Consider the following 14,417-nt stretch of genomic DNA (forward strand, 5'->3'; position numbering starts at 1 on the left):
CGCGTGCTCGTCGTGGCCGTCGCCTTGCGCTTCGCACGTCCCCGGCCCGTCCTGCCTTGCTTGTGCAAGAGAGCCGATAGTCTGCAAAAAATCATGTCCTTTTGGGACTAAAGGCGTGTAAAATTCACTTATGACGCTTGTTCCCACATCACAATAGCCACGCCCCTTGATACGCTTCTGAAAAAACTGCTTTTTCACATCTGAACCGAACAGCATACCGTAACCTAATTCACTGATACGCCCAAGTCCCACACGGAAATTGAAGTTATCTCTGATACCGTCCGAGAAATACTTTGCGTCTGGACGCTGGCAGGCAACGATAAGGAAATATCCTGCTTGTCGCCCTAACATAACGATTTTCTTTAACTGGCTAAGCAGGCTTACGCTTTCTTTCGTCCCCAGCATTTCAAAAAATGCTACATATTCATCAAAGATAAGAAAGCAGGGTGGCAGTCCCAGATAGGCATAGTTTTCGCCAGTCTTATAGTTCGGGTGTCGTTTCATTTCCTCACTTCGCTGTACCATGCCCTCATAAAAGGCATGGACGCAATCTATCATTTCTTCTTTGGTATGATACACATTTCCCATAACTGTCCCTAAGTCTGCAAGGTCACCGTTTTTCGGGTCTAAGATATAAAGGACAGCGTTGGTATGCAGTAAGGCTTCAATGAGCGTCAGCAGAAAATAGGTTTTACCGCCACCAGTCCCACCAGCAATCAGAGCGTGGGGGAGTGCGTCATATTCCCAGACAAGATTTTTCATCAGCTTTAGACAGCCATTTTCTGCCCGTACTTCATCAATGGTAATGCGGTTCGCTATCATATCATAAAGCAGAGTATATTCGATATAGCCGTCATGCAGGGTCTTGTCGGTCAGCTCACAATACAAGCCACTTTCCAATTTATCCTCTAACCGTAAAAGCTGGTCTTGATATTTCCCCAGCGTAATTTCACAGCGGATATGAAGCAGTCCTTTTTCCATTTGATAATAAATCTTTGGAAACCAGACGATTTTTTCCCTTGATCTGCTTTGCAGGTCAGTAAAAAAACCGCTGTCTTGTACAGTATCGGCTTCATACCACTTATTTTCCAGTATCATTCTTGCCAGCTTTTGACGGTGCAGGAGCTTCTTGAAATCGTCGTAACAGAAACGGTAATACAGAAAAGCGACCAATGCACAAACACCAATCGCTACCAGTATGGTTATGAAGTTGTAAGGGGAAAGCGTCAAGCCATTCTCTAACAAGCTGAAATGCTCCCAATCGGTACGTATGAGCTGTTTGATATTCAGTAGCAGGAGAACCGCTACGAATACAAACAGAAGCGTCCCTATGGAAAAGTGATAGACAAGGTGCTTGTCGCTGGCTCTGATACGGTGTCCTTTGTTCCAAATCATACGCATAAATCAATCACTCCTTTCTGGGTACGAAAAAAGCAGTCAATCCTAAGACTAACTGCTTTGTGTGAGGATATGAAATTGTCAAACTGGGATTTAACGCATACAGGCATTGACAAATTTCATAGGTACGTCCATGCGTTCTGCTACTTGTTCTGGTGTCATTCCACTGTTTAAGAAACGCTTGCATACTATTTTCATGTTCTCGCCAACTTCGATAATATGTTTATCTGGGTCATAGAAACGAACAACACGCTGTCCCCATGAATGTTCTACAATAGGGTGGACATATTCAACATCACATTCTTTCAGCTTATCCGCAAATTCATCAAAATTATCTTCTTCAAAGTAAATTTCAAAGTTATTGCCACCAAAAGAAATATCGCTTTTCCCGATAAAATCTTTATATGTTTCAACTGTCTGCAAAGCCAAACCGCCCGTTAAAGTTTTATTTGCTCCAAAATCCATAATCACATGAAGCCCGAAAACCTTTTTATAAAACTCAACTGATTTGTCTATATCTGTTACCACCAGCATAGGATTTTTTAATTTCATTTCCGTTACCTCCATAAGTTTCAATTTGTTCATTTCTTCATATCCATATTATAACAGTTCCATATATCCGCTACAATGAAAATCTATTCAGCAATCCTATTTTTTCGGCTGTCCCTGCGGTGTAGAGTTTTGTGAACTGCCTGCGTTCTGGTTGACTTTATTCTTCAATACAATATCCTCTGCCTTTACATACCAGTCCACATCTGCACCCGTATAGGTTTTTCGTGATACAGTATCGGCTACGGGATTGACAAGTTCCACGACTGCATTGTACGGAAATTCCCTTAACGGTACTTCTGGCGGTACAGACACGGGGATAATTCCACCATGCAGACTGCACTTCAAATCATAGATACGCTTTTTAAGCTGTGTACTCGGTGTTCCGTCCTCGTTCTGCAAGAACACATCACGCACCGCTGTAAATTTTAATTCTCCAAATGTTTTCTCTTTGTCAATAACAAACCCGTTTGATAATCTCATAAATTCTTCACTCCTTTACTTTTCTTCAACTGCTACAATATCATCAGCAACTAACACATAATCGGTATGTCCCATATCCCCGATTGCGTAACCTCTGCCGTATAACTTCGGATTGACAAGTTTTACTTTCTGCTCATACTTGAAATGCTTTTCGCCAGCCTGCACGGGAATTTCCACCACAACATTTTCGCCTTTCTGTATGTCAGAATAAAGGTTATAGCTTCGTCTGGCTATAACCTTGCGGTTGTTTTTATCCCTTTCAAAGATAGGCTCGCTTTCGCCTGCAAATTCAAGAGTTCCAAAAGACTGTGCCATATTTGGCACGACATATTTCATTTCCATATTGTTTTACCTCGTTTCTTTCTATATTTGATAAGTTTTTTGATTGTGATTTCTTATTCTGGCGGTTTGGAAAGTACCAGCAATCCCACAGATAGTAAAGGGTAAAATCAATGCTTCGCACCCTTGACTATCCGTGTTCTTGCAGGTTGTTGGCAGACAAGCCAGAATAAGCGGAAGTCTTCCGATACGTTATCAGCGGAGAGCGTGATTTTCCTTTTCTCATACTGTTACCGCCTTATGATTTCTTCATTTTACGGCGTTTATAGAAGAAGATACCTGCCAGTCCAGCACCAGAAGTCATAAGAAGTGCAAGCAGTCCGTAAAGGTTGGTGTTATCGCCCGTTTTGGGACTGTCGCTCGGTCTGCTAGGCTTTTCTGGTGTCTGTGGTGTTTCGGGTTTCTCTGGTTCTTCTGGTTTTTCCTTAAAGGCAATCGTCTGTCCCTTATCCTCAATATCCTTATGCTCGGTAACTTTCTTCGGCTCGTCTGGATTGCTTAAATCGTACAATTCTTCAAAAGTTACAAGCTGTTTGCCGTCAAGAGAAGTAGCGTCAAAGGTAAAGGCAACTTCCACTTTCATAGTTTCGCTGTCAGCGGTAAACGTATAATCACTTTCTACACGCTTTCCATTGATAAGAAGCTCTGCATTTTCTTCTTTCAACATCTGCCAGCCCACAAGTTTGTACTGTGTACCGACTTCTAAGCCCTCTAAGGTTACGGTATCAATGATTGTAACGTCTTTTCCTGCTTCAATCTCTTTGTTGCCGTCCTTATCGGTAGCGGTTGTATGTATCTTGATGATACGCTCTGTGATAAGTACCGTCTGCCCGTCGTCCTCAATGTCCTTATGTTCCGCAACTTTCACGGGTTCGTCTGGATTGCTCAAATCGTATAATTCCTCGAATGTTACCAGATTTTTACCGCCAAGCTCGGACGCATTGAATGTATATGTAATTTCTATTTTCATTTCCTCATCATCAGCGATAAAAGTATAGTCATTTTCTACACGCTTTCCGTCAATGATAAGCTCAGCGTTTTCTTCCTTTAACATCTGCCAGCCTTTTAACTGGTATTTTGTGCCTTTTGTAAGTCCGTCCAATTTGACAGTATCAACGATTGTAACCTCTTTTCCTGCAAGGATAGTCTTTTCGCCGTCTTTGCTGGTCGCTGTGGTATGAATAGAGATTTCTTTTTCGTATTCATCAGTCAGCGTTCCTAAATCAATCACAAGATTATTTCTTGATACCACGATTTCAAAAGGTGGGATAAGTTCAAAACCTTTGTTGCTTTCAGAGCGTAATTCTTCAATGATGTAGGTATCATAAGGTAATGCACCCTTGCTGTCGTCTGGTTCAGAAGTCCCAAACCACACACCGTCCTCACTGGTCTTGCCTGCGTTAGTATTATGCTTGTGAGAAGCCCAGTCGGCAGAAGTGGAGAGCTGCCCGTTATCATCAGTTACAACAATATGATTTTCTCCCGTCGTCTTGCTTGTGATCCTAAAGGGAACATCAGCAAGACGCTTATGTGTGCCTGCACCGATTTTTACACCCTCAATATCTCCACGCTTAATCTGATTGTAGATAGAATGAGCTTCGTCGGTTAAGTCCACGATTTTTCCATTTTCTGTGATTGCAAAGTCAATCGGTTTTGCACCGTCAGTTAAGTAACCGTCGGGAGCTTCACTCTCAACAATACGGAATTTTCCATAAGGTAAAAGGTCGGCAGAAGTAGAAGCGATACCCTCAATGTCTGTACGAATAGTTTTTACGACTTCATTTTTCTTATAGAGCTTGCCCTCAACCAATACAGAATGATCATTTAAGGAAATGATGTCAAAGGCAGTATCTTTCAAAGTGGCACTTCCTTGTGGTTTGGTATCGCCCGTTTCTAAATCTCGTTTCTGAATTTTCACACCGCCACGGATAACTTTATCTGATACGGAAAAATGGTTACTTCCCGTCAATACGGCAAGGTCGCCGTCCTCGGTAATCTGTGTTACATATAAGTCCTTAATCTGTTCGGACTTATCGCCAGCCTGCATATACGCACCGTCTAACAAGTAACCGTTTGGAGCTTTTGTTTCTTCTACGGTTAGCGTTCCAAGTGGAAGAACCGACTTGCCGTCCTGCATATAGAAGCTGTCGCCAGATACCTTGTATGCGTCCGCTAATTTTGTGATGTAGTGAGTTGTCCCGTCGCTGTCTGTTTCAGCGATTGTCTTTGTAACCCATGTACGAGTAGCTTCGGCAGGGAGATTGTCTTTATTATAGAAGCCTGCATAATACTTCCATGTAAATTCCGCACCTGCTAAAGAAGCGTTCCCTTGCGGATTGTCTTTCTGTGTTTCCATATCAATCTTGAAAAGCTCAATCAAAGTGTCCGTTACTTTCGGTGTATCTGATACGTTCAAGGTTGCTGTTTCGCCAGCTTTGATTGTCAATGGATAGACTGTTTTATCCACTTTATATCCTGCTGGTGCGGATAATTCCTTGATATAAACTGTCCCTGCTTTTACCTCTGCAATATCTGTATCTCCGTTTTCATCAGTCGTAAGGGTGGCAAGCTGTTTCGTGCAGTCCTTATCAGAAAAGACACCATAGGTCGCACCTGCAATAGAGTAATTCCCGTTACCGTCTGTAATGCTGGTATTACTGGAAACCTTTTGCAGTTTCGTATTTCCAACATTCAGTTTCGCCCAGAATTGCCCTAATTCCTGCCCCTCGCCAGAGTAGATATAACCGCCACATTCATAGCGTCCTTTATTCTCTTTGACAAAGGCTTTTGCACCAGAGAAAACTTCGTCCTGCGTAGCCTTTGGAATTTCATCATAAGAAGCTCGCACGTTATCACATTGCCAGCCAAGATGTACGCTTAATCTCTGCCAGACTACAATCTGTCTTAAAAGGTAAGCGTGATTTTTGCTTATTCCGCTGTGGCTGTCTGTGTACTGTTTTACATATTCGATAGATAAGGCAACGTCGCTTATCTGGTCGGTACTCATGCGTGAGCTTGCGTCAGCTCTGGTCTTGTAACCATTCTTAAAGTCTGTGTTGATGTCAATACAGTAAGCGTCCTCGCCCTCAACGGTCAAATGTCCCTCATTAAAGGTAGAACCAATCGAACCGTCATTCATTACTTTTTCAACGATACCGACACGCTCTTTTGACTCCGTCCAGTATTGCTTACTTTCTGCATGAACGGGTGTAGTCGGTAAAGCAGTAACGACAGTCGCAAGAGCTAAGAAGCCCGTACACAATCGTTTCCATGTCTTTTTCATAAATCTAATGCTCCTTTCATTTTGAGTAATAAAATAGCCGTCCAATAAGAACGGCTGGAAATAGAAAAGGAACGTCATTTTAGGCGTTCCATAGTCTATAAGTTATTCAATTTTTTCTTGTTTCAATACTGATGTGCTGTACCATATCTTTGCATATCTAGGAAAACTTGCGTATCAAGGCTCATTCGTTAGTAGTAAATAAGTAGTAAATTGATGTGTTTGTTTCCTTGAAAATGCTGATAGATACTGTGTTTTAGCGGATAATCAGATTTTTATTGTGTTTTTATAATTTAAAAATTCAGCTTCTCAGCCAAGACGGACAATTCTATCCAATCATGGCGTTTGGTTAATTCTTCCAATAAGAATAGCAAATCTTGTTCAGTCTTAGAAAGCAAGATATTCATCATAAACCTCCCTATATATTTATACATATATATTAAAACAAAACCCTAGTAAAGTCAAGAAAAACAGCCTAATATAAAATAGGAAAATCGTAATTTACTATATTTTGTATTGAGCAATTAAACTAAAAATGAACTTTGCAAAGTGAAAGTTGAATTTAATTTTTTATAGGAAAAGATTTTGTCAAAAATTCGTTAATCCCCTTGAAAAATCTAGCTTAATAGGGTATAATGTAAATAATCATTTGTCGTAGGTTTTGTCTGAAATATTGTCCAGACAAGGCTCACAGCAGTTAAATCTTCTGAAAAAGTCAGATTTAGCTGCTCTTTTTGTGCTTTTTTTCAGTATTTCGAGTGTTTGTAACAAATACTTAAAGATTCTGAAAATTCATCAAAGGGACACGGTGATAGGGGTTTTTAAAACCATATGACGATTAGAAAAGCCTGATTGACAAGGCTTGGAACTTATTTACAAAGGAGAATCATCTTGGCAGGACATGACGTTCAATACGGGAAACATCGTACCCGTCGTAGTTTTTCAAGAATCAAAGAAGTTCTTGACTTACCAAATTTGATTGAAATTCAAACTGATTCATTCAAAGATTTCCTAGACCATGGTCTTAAGGAAGTGTTTGAAGATGTATTGCCAATTTCAAACTTCACAGACACAATGGAGTTGGAATTCGTTGGATATGAAATCAAGGAACCAAAATATACGCTAGAAGAAGCTCGTATCCACGATGCTAGCTACTCAGCACCAATTTTTGTAACCTTCCGCTTGATCAATAAAGAAACAGGCGAAATCAAGACCCAAGAAGTTTTCTTTGGTGATTTCCCAATCATGACAGAAATGGGTACTTTCATCATCAATGGTGGTGAACGTATCATCGTATCTCAGTTGGTCCGCTCACCAGGTGTTTACTTTAACGACAAAGTAGATAAAAACGGTAAAGTGGGCTACGGTTCAACGGTTATCCCTAACCGTGGAGCTTGGTTGGAACTTGAAAGCGACTCAAAAGATATCGCCTACACTCGTATTGACCGTACTCGTAAGATTCCATTTACAACCTTGGTTCGTGCGCTTGGTTTCTCAGGTGATGATGAAATCTTTGATATCTTTGGTGACAGCGAATTGGTTCGCAACACTGTTGAAAAAGATATCCACAAGAACCCAATGGACTCTCGTACAGACGAAGCCTTGAAAGAAATTTACGAACGCCTTCGTCCAGGTGAGCCTAAGACTGCTGAAAGCTCACGTAGCTTGCTTGTAGCTCGTTTCTTTGACCCACGTCGTTATGACTTGGCAGCTGTCGGTCGTTACAAAATCAATAAAAAACTCAATGTTAAAACACGTTTGCTCAACCAAACCATTGCTGAGCCATTGGTAGATCCTGAAACTGGAGAAATCTTGGTAGAAGCTGGTACAATCATGACTCGTAGCGTGATTGAAAGCATTGAAAGCCATTTGGATGGCGACTTGAACAAGATTGTCTACATTCCGAATGATGCGGCCGTAGTAACAGAGCCAGTTGTACTACAAAAATTTAAGGTTGTTGCACCAACTGATCCAGACCGTGTTGTAACTATTATTGGTAATGCCAATCCAGATGACAAGGTTCGTATCGTCACTCCTGCAGATATCCTTGCTGAGATGAGCTACTTCCTCAACTTGGCTGAAGGGCTTGGCCGTGTAGATGATATCGACCACCTTGGAAACCGTCGTATTCGTGCGGTTGGTGAATTGCTTGCTAACCAAGTACGTCTTGGACTTTCTCGTATGGAACGTAATGTCCGTGAACGTATGTCTGTTCAAGACAACGAAGTCTTGACACCACAACAAATTATTAACATCCGTCCTGTAACAGCTGCGGTTAAAGAATTCTTTGGTTCATCACAGTTGTCACAGTTCATGGACCAACACAACCCACTTTCTGAGTTGTCTCACAAACGCCGTTTGTCAGCCTTAGGACCTGGTGGTTTGACACGTGACCGTGCTGGATATGAAGTACGTGACGTGCACTACACTCACTATGGTCGTATGTGTCCAATCGAGACACCTGAAGGACCTAACATCGGTTTGATCAATAACTTGTCATCTTACGGACACTTGAACAAGTATGGTTTTGTTCAAACACCATACCGTAAGGTTGACCGTGAAACAGGTGTTGTCACAAACGAAATCGTTTGGTTGACAGCCGATGAAGAAGATGAATTTACTGTAGCACAGGCTAATTCTCGTCTGAATGAAGATGGAACATTTGCTGAGAAAGTTGTCATGGGACGTCACCAAGGGGTCAACCAAGAGTATCCAGCTAATGTTGTTGACTACATGGACGTATCACCAAAACAGGTAGTTGCCGTTGCGACAGCATGTATTCCTTTCTTGGAAAACGATGACTCCAACCGTGCCCTCATGGGAGCCAACATGCAACGTCAGGCTGTGCCATTGATTAATCCTAAAGCACCTTACGTTGGTACTGGTATGGAATACCAAGCAGCCCACGATTCAGGAGCTGCTGTGATTGCTCAGTATGACGGTAAAGTTACTTATGCAGATGCTGACAAGGTAGAAGTTCGTCGTGAAGATGGTTCATTGGACGTTTACCACATCCAAAAATTCCGTCGCTCAAACTCAGGTACTGCTTACAACCAACGCACTCTCGTAAAAGTTGGAGATGTCGTTGAGAAAGGCGATTTCATCGCTGACGGACCTTCTATGGAAAATGGAGAAATGGCGCTTGGACAAAACCCAATCGTTGCCTACATGACTTGGGAAGGTTACAACTTCGAGGATGCCGTTATCATGAGCGAACGCTTGGTCAAAGACGATGTCTACACATCTGTTCACCTTGAAGAATACGAATCAGAAACACGCGATACAAAGCTTGGGCCTGAAGAAATCACTCGCGAAATTCCAAACGTTGGTGAAGATGCCCTTAAAGACCTTGACGAAATGGGTATTATCCGTATCGGTGCTGAGGTTAAAGAAGGCGATATCCTTGTAGGTAAAGTAACACCTAAGGGTGAGAAAGACCTTTCAGCTGAAGAACGTCTCTTGCACGCTATCTTCGGAGACAAGTCTCGTGAAGTGCGTGACACTTCTCTTCGTGTACCACACGGTGCCGATGGTGTCGTTCGTGATGTTAAAATCTTTACACGTGCAAATGGAGATGAGTTGCAATCAGGTGTTAACATGCTGGTTCGCGTCTACATCGCTCAAAAACGTAAGATCAAGGTCGGAGATAAGATGGCCGGACGTCACGGAAATAAAGGGGTTGTCTCTCGTATCGTTCCTGTAGAAGACATGCCTTACCTTCCAGACGGAACTCCAGTCGATATCATGTTGAACCCACTTGGGGTGCCATCACGTATGAATATCGGTCAGGTTATGGAGCTTCACCTTGGTATGGCTGCTCGTACTCTTGGTATTCACATCGCAACACCAGTCTTTGACGGAGCAAGTTCTGAAGACCTTTGGTCAACTGTTAAAGAAGCTGGTATGGATAGCGATGCCAAAACGATCCTTTACGATGGCCGTACTGGTGAACCATTTGATAACCGTGTTTCTGTCGGAGTCATGTACATGATCAAACTCCACCACATGGTTGATGATAAATTGCACGCGCGTTCAGTCGGACCTTACTCAACCGTTACTCAACAACCACTTGGAGGTAAAGCTCAGTTTGGTGGACAACGTTTCGGTGAGATGGAGGTTTGGGCTCTTGAAGCCTACGGTGCCTCAAATGTCCTTCAAGAAATCTTGACTTACAAGTCTGACGATATCAACGGACGTTTGAAAGCTTATGAAGCTATTACAAAAGGAAAACCAATTCCAAAACCAGGTGTTCCAGAATCCTTCCGAGTTCTTGTCAAAGAATTGCAATCTCTTGGTCTTGACATGCGTGTCCTTGACGAAGATGATCAAGAAGTGGAACTTCGCGACTTGGATGAAGGAATGGACGAAGATGTCATCCACGTAGATGACCTTGAAAAAGCCCGCGAAAAAGCAGCCCAAGAGGCTAAAGCAGCCTTTGAAGCTGAAGAAGCTGAAAAAGCAACAAAAGCGGAAGCAACAGAAGAAGCTGCTGAATAAGAATAAGCAGTTCACTTAGAATAGAAAGGGAAGAAATAGTGGTTGATGTAAATCGTTTTAAAAGTATGCAAATCACCCTAGCTTCTCCAAGCAAAGTCCGTTCATGGTCTTATGGAGAAGTCAAAAAACCTGAAACAATCAATTACCGTACCTTGAAACCAGAACGTGAAGGACTCTTTGATGAAGTTATCTTTGGTCCTACAAAAGACTGGGAATGTGCTTGTGGTAAGTACAAACGCATTCGTTACAGAGGAATTGTTTGTGACCGCTGTGGGGTTGAAGTAACGCGTACGAAAGTTCGTCGTGAGCGTATGGGACATATCGAATTGAAAGCTCCTGTATCTCACATCTGGTACTTCAAGGGGATTCCAAGCCGTATGGGCTTGACCCTTGATATGAGCCCTCGTGCCCTCGAGGAAGTTATCTACTTTGCGGCTTATGTGGTGATTGATCCCAAGGATACACCGCTTGAGCACAAGTCTATCATGACAGAGCGCGAATACCGTGAGCGCTTGCGTGAGTATGGTTATGGATCATTCGTTGCCAAGATGGGTGCCGAAGCCATCCAAGACCTCTTGAAACAAGTAGATCTTGAAAAAGAAATTGCTGAACTCAAAGAAGAGTTGAAAACAGCTACTGGACAAAAACGTGTCAAAGCCATCCGTCGTTTGGATGTTTTGGATGCCTTTTACAAGTCTGGAAACAAACCTGAATGGATGATTCTCAACATCCTTCCGGTTATTCCACCAGATCTTCGTCCAATGTTGCAGTTGGATGGTGGCCGTTTTGCCTCATCTGACTTGAATGACCTTTACCGCCGTGTTATCAACCGTAACAACCGTTTGGCTCGTTTGCTTGAGTTGAATGCACCAGGTATCATCGTTCAAAATGAGAAGCGTATGCTTCAAGAAGCGGTTGACGCTTTGATTGACAATGGTCGTCGTGGTCGTCCAATCACAGGACCAGGTAGCCGTCCACTGAAATCATTGAGCCACATGCTTAAAGGTAAACAAGGACGCTTCCGTCAAAACTTGCTCGGTAAACGTGTTGACTTCTCAGGACGTTCCGTTATCGCCGTTGGTCCAACTCTTAAGATGTACCAATGTGGTGTGCCACGTGAAATGGCGATCGAGCTCTTTAAACCATTTGTGATGCGTGAAATCGTTGCACGTGATATCGTGCAAAACGTCAAAGCAGCAAAACGCTTGGTAGAACGCGGAGATGAGCGTATCTGGGATATCCTTGAAGAAGTGATCAAAGAACACCCAGTGCTTCTTAACCGCGCACCGACCCTTCACCGTTTGGGTATCCAAGCCTTCGAGCCAGTCTTGATTGATGGTAAGGCCCTTCGCTTGCACCCACTTGTCTGTGAAGCCTACAATGCCGACTTTGACGGGGACCAAATGGCCATCCACGTACCGCTTTCAGAAGAAGCCCAAGCAGAAGCTCGTATCCTCATGCTAGCTGCTGAGCACATCTTGAACCCGAAAGATGGTAAACCAGTTGTTACTCCATCTCAGGACATGGTTTTGGGTAACTACTATTTGACCATGGAAGAAGCTGGTCGTGAAGGTGAAGGAATGGTCTTCAAAGACCGTGACGAAGCTGTTATGGCTTACCGCAATGGCTATGTTCACCTCCACTCACGTGTTGGTATCGCAACAGACAGCCTCAACAAGCCTTGGACAGAAGAGCAAAAACACAAGGTCTTGCTTACCACAGTTGGTAAAATCCTCTTCAACGACATCATGCCAGAGGGTCTACCATACTTGCAAGAACCAAACAATGCCAACTTGACAGAAGGCGTTCCAGCTAAATATTTCTTGCCACTTGGTGGAGATATCAAGGAAGCTATCAGCAATCTTGAACTTAACCCTCCATTCAAGAAGAAAAATCTTGGAAATATCATCGCTGAAATCTTCAAACGTTTCCGTACGACAGAAACTTCTGCCCTACTTGACCGCATGAAGAACCTCGGTTACCACCACTCAACTCTTGCAGGATTGACAGTGGGTATCGCCGATATCCCAGTCGTTGACGACAAGGCTGAAATCATTGAAGAATCACACAAACGTGTAGAACAAATCACCAAACAATTCCGTCGTGGTATGATCACAGACGACGAGCGTTACAATGCCGTTACAGCTGAATGGCGTGCTGCCCGTGAAAAACTTGAGAAACGCTTGATTGCCAATCAAGATCCTAAGAACCCAATCGTTATGATGATGGACTCTGGAGCCCGTGGTAACATCTCAAACTTCTCACAGCTTGCCGGTATGCGTGGTCTGATGGCTGCTCCGAACGGACGTATCATGGAATTGCCAATCCTTTCAAACTTCCGTGAAGGTTTGTCAGTACTCGAAATGTTCTTCTCAACTCACGGTGCCCGTAAAGGTATGACCGATACGGCCCTTAAGACAGCCGACTCAGGTTACTTGACTCGTCGTTTGGTTGACGTTGCCCAAGACGTTATCATCCGTGAGGACGACTGTGGAACAGACCGTGGTCTCTTGATCCGCTCTATCGCAGAAGGAAAAGAGATGATCGAGTCTCTTGAAGAGCGTCTCAATGGTCGTTACACTAAGAAAACTGTTAAACATCCAGAAACTGGTGCAGTGATCATTGGTCCAAATGAGTTGATTACAGAAGACAAGGCGCGTGAAATTGTCAATGCTGGTGTGGAAGAAGTGACTATCCGCTCTGTATTTACATGTAACACTCGTCATGGTGTCTGCCGTCACTGTTACGGTATCAACTTGGCGACTGGTGATGCGGTTGAAGTTGGTGAAGCAGTTGGTACAATCGCTGCCCAATCTATCGGGGAACCTGGTACACAGCTTACAATGCGTACCTTCCACACGGGTGGGGTTGCTTCAAATACCGATATCACTCAGGGTCTTCCTCGTGTCCAAGAAATCTTTGAAGCCCGCAATCCTAAAGGGGAAGCGGTTATCACAGAGGTTAAAGGACAAGTTACGGCTATCGAAGAAGATGCATCAACTCGTACTAAGAAAGTCTTTGTTAAGGGTGAAACTGGCGAAGGTGAATATGTCGTTCCATTTACCGCTCGTATGCGTGTTGAAGTTGGAGACCAAGTAGCTCGTGGTGCTGCTCTTACAGAAGGTTCAATCCAACCAAAACGTCTCCTTGCAGTCCGTGATGTCTTGTCAGTTGAAACTTACCTTCTTGGTGAAGTACAAAAAGTTTACCGTAGCCAAGGGGTAGAAATCGGTGACAAACACATCGAGGTAATGGTTCGTCAAATGATTCGTAAAGTACGTGTCATGGATCCAGGTGACACAGATCTTCTCATGGGTACCCTCATGGATATCAATGACTTTACAGATGCTAACAAAGATGTCCTTATCGCAGGTGGAGTTCCAGCGACAGGTCGCCCAGTCCTTATGGGAATTACCAAAGCCTCACTTGAAACAAACAGTTTCTTGTCAGCGGCTTCCTTCCAGGAAACAACTCGTGTCCTTACTGATGCGGCTATCCGTGGTAAGAAAGACCATCTCCTTGGACTTAAAGAAAATGTTATCATCGGTAAAATCATCCCAGCAGGTACTGGTATGGCCCGTTACCGTAACCTTGAACCACATGCTATCAACGAAGAAGAATACCTTAACCCTCCAGTAGAGGAAGAAGGAAATGAAGAAACAACAGAAGTAGTTGTGGATACTGCCGTTGAAACTGTGGAAGAAACAGTAGAATAAAAGAGAATGAGAGAGCCTTCGGGTTCTCTTTCTCTTTTCTGAAAACTTTCTCCATTTTTCCATGAAATGTGGTAAAATAATACTCAATGAAAATCAAAGAGCAAACTAGCCGCAGTTTGCTCAAAGCACTGCTTTGAGCTTGTAGATAGAACTGA

General features: G+C 43.2%; 7 protein-coding genes. 2 read left to right on the forward strand and 5 right to left on the reverse strand.

The window, feature by feature from the left end; all coding sequences use genetic code 11:
- The 5 genes from QZ565_RS03895 to QZ565_RS03915 form a co-directional block, all read right to left on the reverse strand.
- A partial coding sequence (locus QZ565_RS03895) for an FtsK/SpoIIIE domain-containing protein (protein WP_295525902.1) occupies positions 1-1,401 on the reverse strand: 1,401 nt, incomplete at its 3' end.
- Between the two features lie 90 nt (positions 1,402-1,491).
- The gene (locus tag QZ565_RS03900; protein ID WP_095905707.1) at positions 1,492-1,950 is read right to left on the reverse strand and encodes a VOC family protein; all 459 of its coding nucleotides are present in this window, start codon (positions 1,948-1,950) and stop codon (positions 1,492-1,494) included.
- Between the two features lie 96 nt (positions 1,951-2,046).
- Positions 2,047-2,430, reverse strand: coding sequence for a YdcP family protein (locus QZ565_RS03905; protein WP_144209880.1), 384 nt, complete (start codon positions 2,428-2,430; stop codon positions 2,047-2,049).
- Between the two features lie 15 nt (positions 2,431-2,445).
- Positions 2,446-2,772 (reverse strand): YdcP family protein, encoded by a 327-nt coding sequence (locus tag QZ565_RS03910; protein WP_080821326.1) that lies wholly within the window; start codon positions 2,770-2,772, stop codon positions 2,446-2,448.
- 235 nt (positions 2,773-3,007) lie between these two features.
- The gene (locus QZ565_RS03915) at positions 3,008-6,052 is read right to left on the reverse strand and encodes an SrtB-anchored collagen-binding adhesin (protein ID WP_295525914.1); all 3,045 of its coding nucleotides are present in this window, start codon (positions 6,050-6,052) and stop codon (positions 3,008-3,010) included.
- Positions 6,053-6,940: 888 nt separating this feature from the next.
- Here QZ565_RS03915 and rpoB point away from each other — a divergent pair.
- Both rpoB and rpoC read left to right on the forward strand, forming a co-directional pair.
- Positions 6,941-10,546 (forward strand): DNA-directed RNA polymerase subunit beta, encoded by a 3,606-nt coding sequence (gene rpoB / locus QZ565_RS03920; protein WP_120769758.1) that lies wholly within the window; start codon positions 6,941-6,943, stop codon positions 10,544-10,546.
- A 38-nt stretch (positions 10,547-10,584) separates the two neighbouring features.
- Entirely contained in the window at positions 10,585-14,262 is a 3,678-nt protein-coding gene (gene rpoC / locus QZ565_RS03925; RefSeq protein ID WP_000228746.1) for a DNA-directed RNA polymerase subunit beta', read from the forward strand.
- The last annotated feature ends 155 nt before the right edge of the window (positions 14,263-14,417 follow it).

It is taken from the genome of uncultured Streptococcus sp. (assembly GCF_915066115.1).
GTDB lineage: Bacteria > Bacillota > Bacilli > Lactobacillales > Streptococcaceae > Streptococcus.